22 protein-coding genes are annotated in these 18,636 nt (G+C 52.7%); 18 read left to right on the top strand and 4 right to left on the bottom strand.

Annotation, left to right across the window (positions count from 1 at the left end; all coding sequences use genetic code 11):
- Positions 1 to 119: 119 nt before the first annotated feature.
- From INF32_RS03465 to serC, 3 genes are all read right to left on the bottom strand, one after another.
- The gene (locus INF32_RS03465; RefSeq protein ID WP_226387020.1) at positions 120 to 1,364 is read right to left on the bottom strand and encodes a DUF1015 domain-containing protein; all 1,245 of its coding nucleotides are present in this window, start codon (positions 1,362 to 1,364) and stop codon (positions 120 to 122) included.
- A gap of 6 nt (positions 1,365 to 1,370) precedes the next feature.
- Positions 1,371 to 2,294, bottom strand: coding sequence for an NAD(P)-dependent oxidoreductase (locus INF32_RS03460; RefSeq protein ID WP_226387019.1), 924 nt, complete (start codon positions 2,292 to 2,294; stop codon positions 1,371 to 1,373).
- Between the two features lie 85 nt (positions 2,295 to 2,379).
- On the bottom strand, positions 2,380 to 3,453 hold the full coding sequence (serC, locus tag INF32_RS03455) for a 3-phosphoserine/phosphohydroxythreonine transaminase (RefSeq protein ID WP_226387018.1): 1,074 nt from the start codon (positions 3,451 to 3,453) through the stop codon (positions 2,380 to 2,382).
- A 177-nt stretch (positions 3,454 to 3,630) separates the two neighbouring features.
- Between serC and INF32_RS03450 the strand changes: the two genes are divergently transcribed.
- The 9 genes from INF32_RS03450 (at position 3,631) to INF32_RS03410 (ending at position 10,363) form a co-directional block, all read left to right on the top strand.
- Positions 3,631 to 4,512, top strand: coding sequence for a YicC/YloC family endoribonuclease (locus INF32_RS03450; protein WP_226387017.1), 882 nt, complete (start codon positions 3,631 to 3,633; stop codon positions 4,510 to 4,512).
- Between the two features lie 13 nt (positions 4,513 to 4,525).
- Positions 4,526 to 5,104, top strand: coding sequence for a guanylate kinase (gene gmk / locus INF32_RS03445; protein ID WP_226387016.1), 579 nt, complete (start codon positions 4,526 to 4,528; stop codon positions 5,102 to 5,104).
- Between the two features lie 5 nt (positions 5,105 to 5,109).
- The gene (gene nadD / locus INF32_RS03440; RefSeq protein WP_226387015.1) at positions 5,110 to 5,712 is read left to right on the top strand and encodes a nicotinate (nicotinamide) nucleotide adenylyltransferase; all 603 of its coding nucleotides are present in this window, start codon (positions 5,110 to 5,112) and stop codon (positions 5,710 to 5,712) included.
- Positions 5,685 to 5,927, top strand: a complete 243-nt coding sequence (locus INF32_RS03435) for a tetratricopeptide repeat protein (protein ID WP_226387014.1) — start codon at positions 5,685 to 5,687, stop codon at positions 5,925 to 5,927. The genes nadD and INF32_RS03435 overlap by 28 nt, the downstream gene beginning before the upstream one ends.
- A 106-nt stretch (positions 5,928 to 6,033) precedes the next feature.
- Positions 6,034 to 6,453, top strand: coding sequence for an SdpI family protein (locus tag INF32_RS03430; RefSeq protein WP_262892954.1), 420 nt, complete (start codon positions 6,034 to 6,036; stop codon positions 6,451 to 6,453).
- Positions 6,454 to 6,547: 94 nt separating this feature from the next.
- Positions 6,548 to 7,585: a hypothetical protein gene (locus tag INF32_RS03425; RefSeq protein WP_226387012.1), complete on the top strand. Its 1,038-nt coding sequence runs from the start codon at positions 6,548 to 6,550 to the stop codon at positions 7,583 to 7,585.
- Between the two features lie 77 nt (positions 7,586 to 7,662).
- Complete coding sequence (locus INF32_RS03420) at positions 7,663 to 8,646, top strand: D-alanine--D-alanine ligase (protein ID WP_226387011.1); 984 nt, start codon at positions 7,663 to 7,665, stop codon at positions 8,644 to 8,646.
- On the top strand, positions 8,643 to 9,221 hold the full coding sequence (locus INF32_RS03415; RefSeq protein ID WP_226387010.1) for a DUF3109 family protein: 579 nt from the start codon (positions 8,643 to 8,645) through the stop codon (positions 9,219 to 9,221). Before INF32_RS03420 ends, INF32_RS03415 begins: the two co-directional genes overlap by 4 nt.
- A 164-nt stretch (positions 9,222 to 9,385) precedes the next feature.
- A complete protein-coding gene (locus tag INF32_RS03410; RefSeq protein WP_226387009.1) occupies positions 9,386 to 10,363 on the top strand; it encodes a peptidoglycan DD-metalloendopeptidase family protein in 978 nt (325 codons plus the stop codon).
- A 6-nt stretch (positions 10,364 to 10,369) separates the two neighbouring features.
- Here the strand turns inward: INF32_RS03410 and INF32_RS03405 are convergent, their stop codons facing one another.
- On the bottom strand, positions 10,370 to 11,254 hold the full coding sequence (locus tag INF32_RS03405) for a helix-turn-helix domain-containing protein (RefSeq protein ID WP_226387008.1): 885 nt from the start codon (positions 11,252 to 11,254) through the stop codon (positions 10,370 to 10,372).
- Positions 11,255 to 11,427: 173 nt separating this feature from the next.
- Here INF32_RS03405 and atpD point away from each other — a divergent pair, with 173 nt between their 5' ends.
- Genes atpD through INF32_RS03360 form a run of 9 tightly spaced genes read left to right on the top strand, consistent with a single transcriptional unit; the run spans position 11,428 to position 18,597 of the window.
- Positions 11,428 to 12,981, top strand: a complete 1,554-nt coding sequence (atpD, locus tag INF32_RS03400; protein ID WP_226388092.1) for a F0F1 ATP synthase subunit beta — start codon at positions 11,428 to 11,430, stop codon at positions 12,979 to 12,981.
- Entirely contained in the window at positions 12,981 to 13,223 is a 243-nt protein-coding gene (atpC, locus tag INF32_RS03395; protein WP_226387007.1) for an ATP synthase F1 subunit epsilon, read from the top strand. Before atpD ends, atpC begins: the two co-directional genes overlap by 1 nt.
- A gap of 41 nt (positions 13,224 to 13,264) precedes the next feature.
- Positions 13,265 to 13,639, top strand: a complete 375-nt coding sequence (locus tag INF32_RS03390; RefSeq protein ID WP_226387006.1) for a hypothetical protein — start codon at positions 13,265 to 13,267, stop codon at positions 13,637 to 13,639.
- Positions 13,636 to 14,709, top strand: a complete 1,074-nt coding sequence (atpB, locus tag INF32_RS03385; RefSeq protein WP_226387005.1) for a F0F1 ATP synthase subunit A — start codon at positions 13,636 to 13,638, stop codon at positions 14,707 to 14,709. Before INF32_RS03390 ends, atpB begins: the two co-directional genes overlap by 4 nt.
- 42 nt (positions 14,710 to 14,751) lie before the next feature.
- The gene (gene atpE, locus INF32_RS03380; RefSeq protein WP_226387004.1) at positions 14,752 to 15,024 is read left to right on the top strand and encodes an ATP synthase F0 subunit C; all 273 of its coding nucleotides are present in this window, start codon (positions 14,752 to 14,754) and stop codon (positions 15,022 to 15,024) included.
- Between the two features lie 12 nt (positions 15,025 to 15,036).
- Positions 15,037 to 15,537, top strand: a complete 501-nt coding sequence (gene atpF, locus INF32_RS03375) for a F0F1 ATP synthase subunit B (protein ID WP_226387003.1) — start codon at positions 15,037 to 15,039, stop codon at positions 15,535 to 15,537.
- Between the two features lie 6 nt (positions 15,538 to 15,543).
- The gene (locus tag INF32_RS03370; RefSeq protein ID WP_226387002.1) at positions 15,544 to 16,098 is read left to right on the top strand and encodes a F0F1 ATP synthase subunit delta; all 555 of its coding nucleotides are present in this window, start codon (positions 15,544 to 15,546) and stop codon (positions 16,096 to 16,098) included.
- 27 nt (positions 16,099 to 16,125) lie between these two features.
- Positions 16,126 to 17,703, top strand: a complete 1,578-nt coding sequence (gene atpA / locus INF32_RS03365) for a F0F1 ATP synthase subunit alpha (protein ID WP_226387001.1) — start codon at positions 16,126 to 16,128, stop codon at positions 17,701 to 17,703.
- Positions 17,704 to 17,709: 6 nt separating this feature from the next.
- The gene (locus INF32_RS03360) at positions 17,710 to 18,597 is read left to right on the top strand and encodes a F0F1 ATP synthase subunit gamma (RefSeq protein WP_226387000.1); all 888 of its coding nucleotides are present in this window, start codon (positions 17,710 to 17,712) and stop codon (positions 18,595 to 18,597) included.
- Positions 18,598 to 18,636: the final 39 nt, after the last annotated feature.

Raw genomic sequence — 18,636 nt, 5'->3', positions numbered from 1 at the left:
GGAAGCTATCGGATTTACTTCCAGCCATATGTTTCAGGAAAGTTTCGTATCCTCTACTTCAAAGAAACAGCCCGCGGCACAATGTCGCGGGCTGTCGGTTCGATAACTTCGATGAAATATTATTCCTCAAAAGAGTGGATCACCACGCCGGAACGCAGCTTGGGCTCGAACCACGTGGTCTTGGGAGGCATGATATTACCTGTATCGGCAATATCTATCAACTGTTTCATCGAAACGGGATACAGAGCGAAAGCCACTTTCATCTCACCCGAATCCACCCGTTTCTGCAACTCGCCCAAGCCGCGGATACCTCCGACGAAGTCGATTCGCTTATCCGTACGCAGATCTTTGATACCGAGAATCCTATCGAGCACCAGATCGGAAAGGATCGTCACATCCAGCACACCGATCGGATCATTGTCGTTATATGTACCTTCCTTGGCCGTCAAAGCATACCAGCGACCGTCGAGATACATGCCGAAGCGATGCAGGGCATCGGGTTTGTAAACAGCCGTTCCCCGATCTTCCACCGTAAAGTTCTCCTTCAGCCTTTCGAGCAGCCCGGCAGGCGTCAGGCCGTTCAGATCTTTCACGACCCGATTGTAGTCGATGATCTGCAACTGGTTATCCGGGAAAATCACCGCCAGGAAATAACAGTATTCTTCATTCCCCGTGTGATGAGGATTGGCTTTCATCCGTTCCTGACCTACGCGGGCCGCGGCAGCCGTACGATGATGGCCGTCGGCCACGTACAGAGCGGGAATACCGGCGAATATCTCCGTAATCCGGTCTATTGTCTTCCGATCCCTGATCGGCCAGAAATGGTGCCCGAAACCGTCGGCCGCCGTAAAGTCGTATTCGGGAGCCTGTTTCGTTACGACATCGGATACGATCGCATCTATTTCGCTGTTGGCCGGATAGGAGAAAAATACCGGTTCGATATTGGCGTTTTGGTTTCGCACGTGGATCATCCGGTCCTCTTCTTTATCGGTACGGGTCAGTTCGTGCTTCTTGATTTTTCCGGTCAGATAATCCTCGAAATGGCAACATACGGCCAATCCGTACTGCGTACGGCCGTTCATCGTCTGAGCATATACATAGTAATACTCCTCGGGGTCCTGCACGAGCCAGCCGTTGGCACGCCATTTCTTGAAATTCTCCACCGCCTTGTCATATACGGCCTGAGAATGTTCGTCCGCAATCGGATCGAAGTCTATCTCGGGCTTGATGATATGCAACAGCGAACGCTGGGTCGCCTCGGCTTTAGCCTCGGCCGAACTCAGTACGTCATAGGGACGCGACGCCACTTCGGCGGCATACTCTTTCGGGGGCCGGATTCCGGCAAAAGGCTTGATCTTTACCATACGTACCTATTTGTTTACCTGGAATTTACGGTTCCCGTTCCGGATAAAATCGACGATCTGGCGGGCGGCGGCCAATCCTGCATTCACATTCGCCTCACCGGTTTCCGCTCCCATCTTCTTTGCGGTAGCAAAAACCCGTTTGCCGAACTTCTCGTTCAGAGCAGCCTGCGAATCGGCGGCAATGTCGGTGATATACTTCAGGTCGCTCCGTTCCTCCAATACTCGGGCCAACCCCTCCTCGTCGATCACCTCCTTGCGGGCGGTATTGACGAGTGTCGCCCCTTTCGGCATCTTCGAAAGCAGATCGTAGCCGATCGACCGCTTCGTCTGCTCCGTGGCGGGAATATGCAGCGAAACGTAATCACTCTTAACATACAGTTCCTCTACCGAATCCACGGCCGTCACACCGTCGGCGGCGAACACTCCCTTATCCGCCACGAAAGGATCGTAGGCCAACACATTCATGCCCATCGCCTTACCGTAACGACCCACCAGACGGCCCACATTTCCGTAAGCATGGATACCCACTGTCTTTCCATGTATTTCGGAACCTGTTCCCGGCGTAAACTGATTGCGGGCCATGAAAATCATCATCCCGATGGCCAGCTCGGCCACTGCATTCGAATTCTGCCCCGGAGTGTTCATCACCACGATGCCTTTTTCGGTACAGGCGGCCAGATCGACATTGTCGTAACCGGCTCCCGCACGTACGACGATCTTCAGTTTCGGAGCGGCAGCCACCACTTCGGCCGTCACCTTGTCGCTGCGGATAATCAGCGCATCGGCATCGGCCACGGCCGCGAGCAGTTCGGACTTGTCAGTATATTTTTCCAGCAGGGCCAATTCGTACCCGACCTCCTCCACGATCCGGCGGATACCCTCTACGGCACTTTTGGCAAAAGGTTTTTCGGTTGCAACTAATACTTTCATCTTCATATCGTTTAACAGATCATAAAACTTGACCGACTTGCTCTTTTGGCGGGGTTGATAAGTAACTAAAAGAGCCATGACCGATCTATTTTACGTGCATTTTTTCAAATTCCCGCATGCAGTCCACCAGCGCCTGCACGCTCTCGACGGGCAGTGCGTTGTAACACGAAGCGCGGAAACCTCCCACCAGCCGGTGTCCCTTGATGCCGACCATGCCACGACCTTTGGCGAATTCGAGGAATTCGGGCGCCAGCTCCTCGTAACCCGGAGCCATCACAAAACAGATATTCATCAGTGAACGGTCCTCCTTGGCCGCCGTTCCCACGAATAGCGGGTTCCGGTCGATCTCCCCGTAGAGCAGGTCGGCTTTGGCCCTGTTGCGGCGCTGTATTTCAGGCACACCACCGATCGACTTCAACCACTTCAGGGTCTCCTTCACTACATAGATCGCAAAAACGGGAGGAGTATTGAACATCGAATCGTTGGCGATATGGTTGCGGTAATCCACCATCGAAGGAAGCGGACGGCTCACCTTCCCCAGAATATCCTCACGTACGATTACGAAAGTGACACCGGCAGGCCCCATATTTTTCTGCGCCCCGCCGTAGATCAACCCGTATTTGGTGACGTCCACCGGACGGCTCAGAATATCCGAACTCATATCGGCCACCACCGTCACCGGCGAATCTATATCTTCGTGCAACTCCGTTCCGTAAATGGTATTGTTGGTCGTAATGTGAAGATAGTCCAGATCAGCCGGGATTTTATATCCTTTCGGAATATAGGTGAAGTTTTTGTCCTCCGAGGAAGCGAGCACCTCTACCTCGCCGAAATTCTTGGCCTCCTTGATGGCCTTCTTCGCCCACACGCCCGTGTTCACATAACCGGCTTTCTTTTCCAGCAGATTGTAGGGAACGTGGAAGAACTGGGTGCTGGCACCTCCGCCCAGAAAAAGCACCTTATAATTATCCGGAATATTCAACAGCTCCCTGAAAAGCGACTCGGCCTCGTCGTTCACAGCCTCGTAATCTTTGGTGCGATGGGATATTTCCAACAGCGAAAGACCGATGCCTTCGAAATCGAGAATGGCCTTAGCGGCATTTTCAATGGCTACACGCGGCAGGATCGAGGGTCCTGCATTGAAGTTGTGCTTTTTCATATAACTGTTCGTTTATACGTTTGGTTTTGATTGACAATTATTGTATCCGACAAAGTTACCAAAAAGTTTTTTAAAATTATTCAAAAACACTTATATTTTAACAACGGCGGCCCTGCCTTGCATTTCCGCAATTTTACCGTACATTTGCAGATATTTAATCACAAAGCAGTTCACGCCATGATAAAGTCCATGACCGGCTACGGCAAAGCGGAAACGGCCGTAGCCGGAAAAAAAATCACCGTCGAAATACGCTCCCTGAACAGCAAGCAGCTCGATCTTTCGGTCAAGGTGCCCGGGCTCTACCGCGGTCTCGAATACGAAATCCGCAACTGTGTGGCAAAAGTCATGCAGCGGGGCAAGGTGGATGTCTTCATCTCCTACGAAACCGATGCGTCATCCGGATCGGCCGCCATCAACGGTACATTGTTCGGTGAATATTACCGTCAGATAGAACGTATCGCTTCCGAACAGGGGATCGGCTGGGACACCCAAACGATCGCAGCAGCCATTCCCGCCATTCTCCGGCTTCCGGAGGTGGTTCAGAACGAAAACACCTCGCTTTCCGAGGAAGAACAGTCGGCCGTCGCGGAAACCGTCCGGCAGGCCCTCGACCATATCGAACAATTCCGTCTCCAGGAAGGCGACACATTGATCCGAGACCTGTTGCGCCGGGTGGACAAAATCAGGGCACTGAAAGAGGAGGTAACACCGTACGAACAGGCCCGTACCGAACAGATCAAAGCACGTATCCGGGAAAACATCGAATCGGCGGGAATCCCGGTGGACAGCAACCGACTGGAGCAGGAGATGATTTTCTACATCGAGAAACTCGACATCACAGAAGAAAAAGTCCGGCTGGAAAACCATTGCAGGTATTTCCACGAAGTGGCCGCCTCGGAAGACGGGGTGGGGCGCAAACTCGGATTCATCGCCCAGGAAATGGGACGTGAAATCAACACGCTCGGCTCGAAGGCGAACGATGCCGCCATCCAGAAACTCGTCGTCCAGATGAAGGATGAACTGGAGAAAATAAAGGAACAGGTTCTGAATCTACTGTAATTTTCCTTCACCCATGTTTCATTGTCAGTACACCGGCAAACTCGTCATCCTCTCAGCCCCATCGGGTGCAGGGAAAAGCACGATCGTCAAACATCTGCTGAAGACTTTCCCCCGGCTCGAATTCTCCGTCTCGGCAACCAGCCGGGCCCCTCGGGGGACGGAACGGAACGGAGTGGAGTACTATTTCCTGTCGCCCGAAGAATTCTCCAAAGCCGTCGAACGGGGCGAATTCGTAGAGTGGGAAGAGGTCTATGCAGGCACCTGTTACGGAACGCTCTGCACGGAACTCGAACGTATCTGGAGCAAAGGGAACGTCATCATTTTCGACGTGGACGTAAAGGGCGGCATCCGGCTCAAAGAAATATTCGGAGACAAAGCTCTCTCCATATTCATCATGCCGCCCTCGATCGAAGAGCTCCGCAGCCGGTTGATCGGCCGGGGAACGGATGCTCCCGAAGTGATCGAACGACGCATACAAAAGGCTGAAACGGAAATTTCCTATTGCCATAAATTCGACCGCATCGTGGTAAACGACCGGCTGGAAGAGGCCGTAGAGGAGGTGACCACGCTCATCCGCGACTTTATCGGCTAACCCGCATGGAGACGATGCTCTATTTCGGATCGTTCAATCCTGTCCACAAAGGACACATCGCCATTGCGGAATGGGTTCTGGACCAAGGCTTGTGCGAAGAAGTGTGGTTCGTCGTTTCTCCCCGGAGTCCGTTCAAACGGCAGGAGGAACTGGCCGAAGAACAGCATCGCCTGGAGATGGTCCGCACAGCTGCCGGAGAGTCCTCCCATCCCGACCGGATACAGGCTTGCGGCATAGAATTTGACCTGCCCAAACCTTCGTACACCGTCGACACGTTGCAGGCACTCGAAGAGCGTTATCCCAACCGGACCTTTTCCATCCTGATCGGAGAAGACAACGTCAGCGGACTGCCCCGCTGGAAGGGATACGACCGGTTCATCCGGAAATACCGTATATGGTACTATCCGAGAAGCGGCGGTGACGGAACGAAGTACAACACCCCGGCGAAAGTCCTTCCTTCCGCTCCCCTGTTGGATTACTCCGCAACCGAAATCAGACGGAGATTACGCCTCGGAGAACCGGTCGAAGAGATGGTCACCCCGGGAGTGTACCGTTATATCGAAAAACACGGACTATGGACATGCACAACAGATTGCAAAACGAAATAGATCTGCTGACGACCGCTATCGGAGAGTCGCCCGGCGATCACAAACTCTATTTGGAGCGGGGTAAACTGTACCACCGTGACGGAGCGTTCGATAAAGCGATGAACGACTTTATCCGTGTACGGCAACTCGTTCCCTCCCACACGGAAGCGGGCGAATACATCGCCATGCTCCGGGAAATATTCGAATTCCGCTACAAAGACATCTACAATCCCTGACAACTCTCTGACCTTGCACCGAGAACCCGAATCTTTATCCCCGACCCGAAAAGAACGCTACGACCGGATACTGGAAATCCTTTCCGGAGCAAGTTTCATTTGGGCGTTGTACCCATTGCTCTATTGGAACGAATTGGCCGATACGGCCATTCCGATTCATTTCGATATCAGAGGAACAGCCGACGGCTGGGGCGGACGCTCGTATCTGCTTATCCTGCCGATCGTAGCAGCCGTATTGTTTACAGGACTTTCGATCAGCGAAAAATATTACAAAAAATTCAATTATCCAGTCAAAGTATCCGACCACAACCGGAATACGCTCTACCGGCTCGGTGTCAGAATGATGCGCCATATAAAACTGGAAATAACCGTCATGTTCGCCTGCATCAACAACCTTTCTCTTTTTACGGTGTTCCACGGCCACTCGGTCACGGGCGTCGGTCTTGTCTTCCAGGTTCTGATCGTCTTGCTGTTCGTCACCCCGCTCTATTTCATCCTCAGGATGGCCGGCAGCAGATGCGATTGACGGAAGACATTTTCCTGTCGGAACGGATACATTCCGAATATTTTCCCTATATTTGGGAACAGAAACCCAATTTCAACCTAAAAAAACATTCGGAATGCAGATGAAAACCGTTTTCAGACCCATGCTCGCATTGGGTGCAGCCATGCTGATCTCCGTTTGCGTATCAGCCAAAGAAAAGTATCCCAAAGCACGCGCCAAAGCAGACAACCGTGTGGAAAACATGTGCCAGACGGTCAAGCTCAGCAACGACATCAAAGAGAAGATCAAACAGATCACCTACGACTACATCGTACTCGTCGACGTCAAATACCGAGAACAGGAATGGCCTTCCCAGCAGGCCCGGAAAGAGGCGGGAGGCAAGGCTTTCAACGAATATATCAAACAGATGCGCTCGCTCATCCCGAGCGACCAGAGAGCCGCCTTCGAAACGTGGAGAAGACTGCCGCCCGCCGAGCGCGATCGTCAGGTGGCTCCGTCCGGCCCGGCACAAAAAGCCAATGCCGACCCCAAACTGACCGAAAAGGAACAGAAAGCACGCGACAGGGCGAACAACCGCGTGGAGAACATGTGCCAGACGGTCAAAATCAACGATGATCTCAAGCAGATCGCCAAAGACATTTCCTACGACTATTTCTACAAGGTGAACATCGAGTTCAGGGCAAAGGAGTGGGCTTCCGAGGAAGAGAAGAAAGCCGCTACGAGCGAAGCCTACCGTACCTATACCACCCAGCTGAAGAAACTGATCCCCGAGGACCAGATGGAAGCATACCGGGCATGGAGCAGGCTCTCCACGGCCGAACGCGACCGCAAAGTCGATCCGGCACCATCCATTCCCGCCCAAAAGAACGAAAAAGCGGCCGCCCGGGCGGAAAAGAGGGTAGCGAACCTGTGCCGTGCCATCCAGGTCAACAACAAGACAAAGCAGCTGCTCGAAGAGATCAACTACAACTACTTCTACGAAGCGGATTATCTGAACAGATTCAGAACCTGGAAGTCGGAAGAGGAACGTAAAGCCGCCAGCGGAGCCCGATACAAAGCCTATCTGAAAGAGATGGAATCCGTCATCCCTGCCGATCAGATGAAAGCTTTCAAGGAGTGGTGCAAACTGCCGACCGCAGAGAGGGACAAATAATCGTCCGGCCTGTTTAAAAAGCTGCCCCAAAGGCAGCTTTTTTTATTACCTTTGAGGCCACAAAAGATATTCGAAACATGAAACTGAACATCGCATTACTGGCAGGAGGCAACTCCTCCGAACGCAACGTATCGCTCGACAGCGCCGCACAGGTCGAACAGACGCTCGATACGTCGAAATACAACATATATAAAATCGACCTGCACGGACGGGATTGGAACTATACGGCACCGGACGGAACCCGCGTCCAGGTCGATAAAAACGATTTTTCGCTGACACTCGACGGCCGTAAAATTCCGCTCGAATATGCGTTGATTCTGATTCACGGCACTCCGGGCGAAGACGGTAAATTGCAGGGCTACCTGGAAATGATGGACATTCCCTACTCTTCGTGCGACATGGTTTCGTCGGTCATCACGTTCGACAAAATCTCCTGCAAACGGGCCGTGGCTGACATGGGAATTCCTCTCGCCCGCGAAATATTCGTCAAAAAAGGAGATACGGTCGAACCGGCAGAAGTGGTCCGCAGGTTCGGCCTGCCGCTTTTCATCAAACCCAACGCCAGCGGCAGCAGTTTCGGTGTGACGAAAGTGAAAAAGGAGGGAGAGATACTGCCGGCATTGGAAGCTGCGTTCAGAGAGAGTTCGGAAGTGCTTATCGAAGAGTTTATCGAAGGGCGGGAAATCGGATGCGGCGTCATGATCGCCGGCGGCAAAGAGTATGTCTTCCCCGTTACGGAACTGGTCTCCAAACGCGATTTTTTCGACTATGAAGCCAAATATACCGCAGGACTGGCCGACGAAATTACTCCGGCCGACCTCAAGCCCGAAGTAACGCGCCTGTTGAATGAGATGACCCTCAAAGCATACAAAGCCTGTCGCTGCCGGGGAGTGGTCCGTATTGATTTCATCGTGCGGAACGATACCCCCTACATGATCGAGATAAATACGATACCGGGCATGAGTGCAGGCAGTATCGTACCCAAGCAGGTCCGGGCCATGGGCATGACACTCGGTGAGCTGTTCGACATCATCATCGAAAATACATGTGTAAAAAAATGATCGAGATCGACGACAAAATCATAAGCACCGAAATTCTGACCACCCGATTCTCCTGTGACATCTCCCGTTGCAAGGGAATCTGCTGCGTGGAAGGAAATTCCGGAGCTCCGCTCGAAGCCGAAGAAGCGGATGAACTCGAAGCGGCATACGACACCTTCCGTCCGTATATGAAACCGGAAGGCATAGAGGCCGTCGAACGACAGGGATTCATGGTGGTGGATGTCGACGGAGATTACACGACGCCGCTGATCAACGACGCCGAATGCGCCTATTCCTACACAGAGAACGGCATTACTCTCTGCGCCATCGAAAAAGCGTACAGAGAGGGAAAATGTCCTGTCAACAAGCCTGTTTCCTGCCATCTCTATCCGATCCGGGTAATTCGGTTCAGTAACGGTACATTCGGTCTGAACTATCATCGCTGGAGTATCTGTTCGCCGGCACTGCATTGTGGTGAAAAAAAGGGCATCCCGCTGTACCGCTCGCTGAAAGAGCCGATCATCCGCCGTTTCGGCGAGGAATTTTACAAAGCACTGGAAGCTGCGGACAAGTTTTTGCAGGATAACGGCAGGTAGCTTCCGGAAATTGACTTTACCGTTTTTTTTCTACATTTGTGGGAACGAAATCCATAAAATCCCTTATTGTGCATTTCAAACCACTATTCATAAGCATCTTAGCCATCCCCTTTCTATATTCGGCCGGACCGGGTACAGCCGCACCCCGCCGGCCTGTCAAACACGTGACGCCGAAACTGGAAGACCTTCCGCAGAGGGCGCTCGACACGCTCGACACATCCGATCCGGAGACCAAGGTCATTCTGTACAGCAACAATACCTGGAGCTATTATCGTCCCTCCCTCCAGGCGCTCGATGAACTGCCTGTCTATCGGGAACATTGGGACACGACGCAGGTGTTCGCCTATCGCTCAATCGAGCTGGCCGATCTGCCGCCCGTCACTGACCTGAAACTGATCTCGTCGCTGAGCGATTTCCATTATCCCGTCATGGGCAAAGTCCTCTCCAAATACGGACGCAGAGGACGCCGGAACCATAACGGCGTGGACATTCCCCTGCAAATAGGGGAGCCCGTCTACGCCACATTCGACGGACGCATCCGCTACTCGAAATACAACACGGGGGGATTCGGCAATCTGGTCATCATCCGGCACCGCAACGGGCTGGAGACATGGTATGCCCATCTCACCAAGCGCAATGTGGAGACGGAACAATACGTCAAAGCAGGCCAGATTATCGGCTTTATCGGCAGTACGGGACGCAGCCGGGGACCGCACCTCCACTACGAAATGCGCTACTGCGACCAAACTTTCGATCCGGAATTCATCGTGGATTTCGAAACCGGCCAGCTCCGTTATCAGACCTTCGCGCTCGAGAAATCTTTTTTCAATATCAACTCCCGGGCCTCCGACCAGTTGGAGGAAGACGATGAGTGGGACGACAGTTTCAAAATGTTGGCCTCGGAATCGGGAGAAAACACTTCAGAAGAGATTTTGGAACGGATCACCAATCCTCAAAAGAGCCAGAAGTCGCAGCCGACAGGGCTCAATCCGAGCAACGCCGTTTACCACACGATCCGTCAGGGTGACATGCTGAGCAAACTCGCCGTCCGCTACGGAGTCAGTATCGACCAGATTTGCCGGCTGAACGGCATCAGCCGCAATACGGTACTCCGGTTGGGACGCAAACTGCGGATCAAATAAGCGGCGTCAACCAATATGTTGCCGGTACTGGCGAGGTGTCATTCCGGTGTGCTGTTTGAAGTAGCGTCCGAAAAAGGAGGGATTCGGAAAATTCAACTGGTCCGAAATCTGTTGCACCGTCATCGACGAGGATTTCAACAGCGTTTTCGCATCCAGGATCACGGCATCGTTGATCCAGTCGAAGACGGACTTGCCGCTGATACGTTTGACGAGCGAAGAGAGATATTTGGGCGTCATGCAGAGTTCCCGGGCATAAAATCCCACGCTGCGTTCATTACGGTGATGCTTTACCACCAATTCGACCAACCGTTTGCAGATATCCTCGTGATGGGAGAGTGTGCGGACCTGTAATTCCGGCTGCCTTTTCTGATAAATCGCACTGATCTCGTAAAACAGGGCAAGCATCAGATGCTGGGTGATCTCCTTTTTATATAAATGTCCCGGCCGGGCCTTTTCCCCCAGAAAGGTGAAAAAGTCGAACAGCATGAACGCACTGTCGTCCGACAGGGGAAGACACGGATTATCGTGTATGGTGGCATAAAAGGGGATCATGGACAGGAAATCTATTTCCCGCACGAAATCGACGGAAAAACCGATCAGAAAACCGCGGAAGTCCTCGCTTTTCTCCTTGATCTGCACGATAGCCCCGGGAGTAACCACAATCAGATCGCGGGGACTCACCCGGTATGTGTTCAGATTGAGAGACAGTTCGCAGGTTCCCCTCAGACAAAGTCCGAAAGCACCGCCGTTCAGGCGGCAAGGTTCCCGCAATAACTCCAGCTGCTCCGGGTTCGCATCCGATATGACAAAATTAGCCGACAGATAATCGTTTCTCTTTTCACCGCTGTTCCTGAACATATTGAGTACGGACAGCCCCTCCTGTTTCACCATATTCTGCAATACCTTTGGGACAAAGATAAGCAACAGGACGACTTTTGCAACTATTTTCCGTTCGATTCACCCGATAAAAAAACGACTTTTAGGTCATCAAAAGAGCGGAATAGAACTTTGTTTTACGGGATTATAAAACTAATTTTGGAACAATTATTTTTAATCGAATCATGATGAAATCGGAAACCACAGCACACGAACCGTCCGGCAAAAAAATCGCAGGGCATATTTCGCAGGTTATCGGCCCGGTCGTGGACGTCTATTTCGACAAAAAAGGACCCGGTGGTATCGTCGCCCTGCCGCGTATTCATGACGCACTGGAGATCAAACGCGACGACGGAAAGATACTGATCGTGGAAGTTCAGCAGCATATCGGAGAAGATACTGTAAGGACTGTCGCCATGGATACGACCGACGGACTGAGGCGCGGTATGGAAGTCATCTCAACGGGAGCCCCGATCAAAATGCCCATAGGCCCGCAGATCAAGGGCCGCCTGATGAACGTGGTGGGTGAGGCAATCGACGGCATGGTCCAGCCCGATATGCAAGGCGGATATCCGATTCACCGTGAAGCACCGAAATTCGACGAACTGACGACTACCCGCGAAATACTTTATACGGGTATCAAGGTGATCGACCTGCTGGAGCCGTATGCCAAAGGAGGAAAAATCGGACTGTTCGGAGGCGCCGGAGTGGGAAAGACCGTGATCATCATGGAGTTGATCCACAATATCGCCAAACAGCACAACGGGTTTTCCGTCTTCGCAGGGGTGGGGGAACGTACCCGGGAGGGAAACGACCTGTTGCGGGAGATGATCGAATCTGGCGTGATCCGTTACGGCGAAGAGTTTAAGAAAAGCATGGAGGAAGGGCATTGGGACCTTTCCAAAGTCGATCCCGAAGAACTCAAAAAATCGCAGGCTACGCTGGTTTTCGGACAGATGAACGAACCGCCCGGAGCCCGATCTTCAGTGGCACTGTCAGGTCTGACCGTGGCCGAATCGTTCCGTGACGAAGGAACCGGCACGAAGGATATTTTGTTCTTCATCGACAATATCTTCCGTTTCACACAGGCAGGATCGGAAGTTTCGGCCCTGCTGGGCCGAATGCCCTCCGCCGTGGGATACCAGCCGACACTGGCCACGGAGATGGGTGCTATGCAGGAGCGCATCACCTCGACCAAGAAAGGGTCCATCACATCGGTTCAGGCTGTCTATGTGCCGGCCGACGACCTAACCGACCCGGCTCCCTCGACGACCTTCACCCACTTGGATGCCACGACGGTGCTGAGCCGCAAGATCACGGAAATGGGCATCTATCCGGCTGTTGACCCATTGGAATCGACCTCCCGCATCCTCGATCCGCTGGTCGTAGGGGAAGAGCACTACGAAACGGCCCAACGGGTCAAACAGATTCTGCAGCGTAACAAGGAATTGCAGGACATCATCTCGATCCTGGGCATGGAGGAGCTATCGGATGCCGACCGTCAGACCGTAAACCGGGCCCGCCGGGTACAACGCTTCCTGTCACAGCCATTCACCGTAGCCGAACAGTTCACCGGCGTACCGGGTGTGATGGTCCCGATCGAAGATACGATCAAAGGCTTCAAGATGATTCTCGACGGAGAAGTGGATTACCTGCCGGAACAGGCGTTCCTGAATGTAGGAACCATCGAACAGGCTATCGAGAAAGGTGAAAAAATGTTGGAACAGGCTAAAGATAAGTGATGAAACTGGAGATCCTGTCGCCGGAAAAGACTCTTTTCAGAGGGGATACCGACAGCGTAAGACTGCCGGGTGTGGTGGGTTCGTTCACCGTATGGCCGCATCATGCCCCGCTGATCTCGGCTCTCGCTCCGGGAGAAATCCGTTACAGAAATGCAGACAAAGAGGAAAAACTGGACATTCAGGGCGGATTTGCAGAGATCAGAGACGATACGATAACGGTCTGCATAGAATCTAACGAATAGCAGTCATGAATGCGGTGCAACGATTGAGGAAAAGGGCGATAGTGCTAATCCTGGCGACCAACCTGTTGGTAGGGGCGATCGTGGGATGCGTACTGCATTACGGCTTCCCGGATTACTACTTTGCGTGGTATCCTTCGATACCCGTCTATTTCACGGTGTTGGGAATCGTCATGTCCTCGATCATGTTCCGCCACAGCAAGGACAGACCGGAAAAGATCGTCCACATTTATATGACGATGCGGGCTGTAAAACTGCTGGTCACTATCGGGAGCATCCTGCTTTACGACTGGATCATCGGGGAACGCAAACTGCTTTTTGGCATTACGACCATCGGTTTTTACTTCCTCTATCTATTCATTGAGACCTACTTTTTCTACCGTTTCGAAAAATTGGTAAACAAGGGTATTGACAGATGAGATCATTGTATAACATATTGTGCTTTGTTCTGGTATTGACAGCCGCCTATACGGCCCGGGCCGAAGAGCAACCGGTGGAAGTGACTCCGCAGGAACAGTTCGATGTGAAAGAGACGATCTTTTCCCATATAGGAGACTCCTACGAATGGCACGTCACGACCTGGGGAGATACCCATATTTCCATTCCGCTGCCTGTGATCGTACGGGGAGAAAACGGCAAGTGGCATTTGTTCTCTTCGTCGCATCTCTATCACGGTAACGGCAGTTACGAAGGATTCAGCATCGCCCAAGACGGAAAATACGCAGGAAAGATCGTGGAGTACAACGCCCGGGGAGAAGCGGTGCGTCCCGTCGATCTCTCCCTCACGAAAAACGCACTGGCCCTGCTGATCAACAGCACGATACTGGTCTGTATCGTACTATGTGTCGCCCGGTGGTACAGGAAACGTCCCAAAGCCGTTCCGAAAGGATTTGTCGGAGCGGTGGAGATGTTCGTCATGGAGATCAACGACGGACTGATAAAACCGTGTATCGGAAAGGGTTACGAACGCTATGCGCCCTATCTGCTGACCGCGTTCTTCTTCATTCTGGTCAACAACCTGATGGGACTTATTCCGATCTTCCCGGGAGGAGCCTCCACGACGGGCAATATCGCAATCACTATCGTACTGGGTGTCTGCACGTTCCTTGCCGTCAATATTTGGGGAACCAAAGAGTATTGGAAAGAGGTTTTCTGGCCGGATGTTCCGACATGGCTGAAAGTGCCACTGCCCCTCATGCCTGCCATCGAACTTTTCGGAGTATTCACCAAACCGTTCGCCCTTATCATCCGTCTGTTTGCCAATATGATGGCGGGACATGCCATCATATTGGGACTGACCTGTATGATATTCGTCACGGTCGCGATGGGACCCGTTATCAATACGTCCATGACCGTAGTATCGGTACTGATGAGTATTTTTATGAATTGCCTGGAGTTATTGGTCGCCTACATTCAAGCTTATGTATTCACGATGCTCTCGGCCGTATTTATCGGACTGTCGCGCGTGGAACCCCACAAACAACACTGAAACACAGAATTAAAACAATTATAAACTTAAAAACAGAAGATTATGCTACTAACAATGTTAATGCAAGCAGTTGCCGCCACGTCGGTCGATCTTAGTGTTTTGGCCGCCATCGGCGCAGGTTTGGCCGCCATCGGCGCAGGTTTGGCCGCCATCGGCGCAGGTATCGGTATCGGGAAAATCGGAGGGTCGGCCATGGACGCCATCGCCCGCCAGCCCGAAGCAGGCGGAGACATTCGTATGTCGATGATCATCGCAGCGGCACTGGTCGAGGGTGTTGCCCTGTTCGCCGTCGTGGTTTGTTTCCTGGCATTATAATCGCTGCGCCTTATGTCGTTGTTATTACCGGACGCCGGCCTCCTGTTCTGGATGCTGATCTCTTTCGGAGTGGTGTTCATCATCCTTGCGAAATGGGGTTTCCCTGTGATCGTAAAAATGGTGAACGAACGGAAAGAGTTTATCGACCATTCGCTGGAGGTGGCAGAGGAAGCGAACCGGCAGTTGGCGAACATCAAAGCCGAAGGCGAAGCGGTCCTCACCGAAGCCCGTACACAGCAGATGAAGATTCTCGGTGAAGCAACGCAAACCCGGGAAAAAATCATCGCTGAGGCAAAAGAAGAGGCTAGGAAAGAGGCTCAGAAAGAGTTGGAGGAGGCGAAAAAGCAGATCAGGATCGAAAAGGAGGCGGCCATTGCCGAAGTGCGCAGCCAGATCGCCGTACTCTCGGTCGACATTGCCGAAAAGGTGATCCGGGCCCAGATCAAAGAGCCGCAGGAACAAATGGCTCTGATCGAACGAATGTTGGATGAGATTCACGCACCTAAAGCCTGATAAGCCATGAATGCAGGAATCATCCCTTCGCGTTATGCCAAGGCTCTGCTGGAATTCGCAAAGTCGCGTTCGGCGGAAAAGCAGGTCTATGCGGAGATGGAAAGCCTGGCCCTCAGTTTTTCCCTCGAACCCACCCTGCGGCCGACGCTGGACAATCCGGTTCTGTCCGCCAAGGATAAAAAAGACCTGCTTCACAGCGCTATCGGAGAAAAGGTCAGTGCCGAAAGCGAACGGTTCATTGACCTGGTGTTGGAAAACCACCGCGAAGAGTACCTGCAATCCATCGCCCTGATGTATCAGGACCTCTACCGCAAAGCGAACAACATCAGCGTGGGCAGTCTCGAAACGGCCGTTGCCGTAGACAAAGAGGTGGAAGAACGGATCAAGGAGATGGTCACCTCGCACACCAAAGGGACTATGGAGCTGAAAGCCACCGTCAATCCGAAGCTCGTGGGAGGGTTCATCTTCGAGATCGATTTCCGGAGACTGGATGCTTCGGTCGTGTCGCAACTGGCCGGTATCCGCAAGCAATTTATTGAAAAGAACAGACGGATCGTATGATCCATTTATGAGTAAAGAGCGAATTGTATGTCTGAGAGTTTAAAAGCAAGCGAAGTATCCGAAGTGCTGCTCAAGCAACTGGAGGGTATCAATACCAAACTCAAATTCGAAGAGGTGGGTACCGTACTCCAGGTGAGCGACGGCGTGGCGCGTATCTACGGATTGCAGAATGCCGAAGCGAACGAATTGCTGGAATTCGAAAACGGAGAAAAAGCAGTGGTAATGAACCTCGAGGAGGACAATGTTGGTGTCGTCCTGCTGGGACCGACCGACGAGATCAAGGAGGGCGACATCGTGAAACGTACCGGCCGGATCGCTTCAATCAACGTAAGCGAAGGAATGCTCGGACGTGTGATCGACCCGCTGGGGGAACCGATCGACGGACTGGGCCGGATCGGCGGCGAAACGACCGAAATGCCGCTGGAGCGTAAAGCTCCCGGCGTAATCTATCGTCAACCGGTCAACCAACCGCTGCAAACGGGACTGAAGGCCGTCGATGCCATGATTCCTATCGGACGCGGACAGCGCGAGTTGATTATCGGCGACCGACAGACCGGCAAAACTTCGATCGCCATTGACACCATCCTGAATCAGAAATCCAATTTCGAGGACGGTGATCCCGTTTACTGTATCTATGTCGCTATCGGACAGAAAGGCTCGACTGTCGCCACGATCGTCAATACGCTTAGGGAAAAAGGTGCCATGGACTATACGGTCGTCGTGGCTGCTACGGCTTCCGATCCCGCTGCCATGCAGTATTTTGCCCCTTTTGCAGGAGCCGCCATCGGAGAGTATTTCCGGGATACCGGCCGTCATGCGCTGGTCGTGTACGACGACCTATCCAAACAGGCCGTAGCCTACCGGGAGGTATCACTGATCCTGCGGCGTCCTTCGGGACGCGAAGCTTATCCGGGCGACATTTTCTATCTTCACTCGCGTCTGCTGGAACGTGCGGCCAAGATCATCGACCAGCAGGAAGTGGCGCAGGAAATGAATGACCTGCCCGAAAGTCTGAAGGGGAAAGTCCGGGGCGGAGGATCGCTCACCGCCCTGCCGATCATCGAAACGCAGGCTGGAGACGTGGCCGCCTATATCCCGACCAACGTGATTTCCATCACGGACGGCCAGATATTTCTGGACACCGATCTTTTCAACCAGGGAAACCGCCCGGCCATCAATGTGGGTATCTCCGTCTCCCGTGTGGGAGGAAATGCCCAAATCAAGGCGATGAAGAAAGTGGCGGGCATGTTGAAAATCGACCAGGCCCAATATCGGGAATTGGAGTCGTTCACCAAATTCGGCGGCGACATGGATCCCGTCACGGCTCTTACGATCGACCGGGGGCGTAAAAACACTCGTCTATTGATCCAACCCCAATATTCCCCCAGGCCGGTAGCCAAGCAGATCGCCGTATTGTACTGCGGAACGCACGGGTTGCTGAAAGACGTGGAACTGAGTCAGGTACAGGAGTTCGAAACCAAATTTCTGGATGCCTTCACCGAAAGCGAAGAGTACGAGTTGCTACGCAGCGGCGTATTGGACGACAAGGTGACGGCAAAAATAGAGGAAACGGCGGCAGCCGTGGCCAAAGCGCTCAAAAAATAGCATGTCATGTCGTCACTGAAAGAGATAAAGGGAAGGATTACGTCGGTCAACAGCATCTGGAAGATCACCTCTGCCATGCGTATGATCGCCTCCGCCAAACTGCACAAGGCACAAGGGGCCATCGAAAACATGCTTCCCTACGAACGGAAACTGAACGCGATGCTGGCCGGTCTGCTCTCTTCGGACGATACGATCGACTCTCCGTACACTGTACGGCGCGAAGTGAAGCGGGTCGCCATCGTGGCCGTTTCATCCAATTCGTCGCTCTGCGGGGCTTTCAATGCCAATGTCGTACGGAAACTCCATTCAGTCCTGCATGACGACTACGGGAAACTGGACAGGAAAGACATCCTGCTCTTCCCTGTGGGGCGAAAAATTTACGATGCCGTCAAAAAAGAGGGTTTCGAACCGCAGGGAGATTTTCAGCACCTTTCGGACAAACCCGACTACAAAGGTGCCGCAGAATTGGCACAGCGACTGATGCATCTGTTCGCTACGGGCGAAGTGGACCGGGTGGATCTGATCTACAACCATTTCAAAAGTACGGCCGTACAGATTATGACACAAGAGCCTTACCTGCCCCTCGAACAGGAAATCCCAACGGCGGATGCGAGTTCACACGAAGGGAAATGGAACCTTCAACCGGATTATATTCTGGAACCGTCCCGCGATGAACTCATACGGGCCATGCTTCCGATGGTACTGAGTTTGAAAATCTATACCGTGCTGCTCGATTCGAGTGCAGCGGAACATGCTGCCCGCACGATGGCCATGCAGTTGGCAACGGACAATGCGGACGAACTCCTGCAGGAACTTACCGTCCAATACAATAAAACCCGTCAACAGGCCATCACCAACGAACTGCTCGATATCATGAGCGGAGCAGCCGTATAGATATAGAGGGGCTCATTAATAACAAGGAGGGGGTGTTTT

Source organism: Gallalistipes aquisgranensis (genome assembly GCF_014982715.1).
Classification (GTDB): Bacteria; Bacteroidota; Bacteroidia; order Bacteroidales; family Rikenellaceae; genus Gallalistipes; species Gallalistipes aquisgranensis.
The sequence above is the reverse complement of the archived record's forward strand: the minus strand, read 5'-3'. Positions and strand labels throughout refer to the sequence as shown.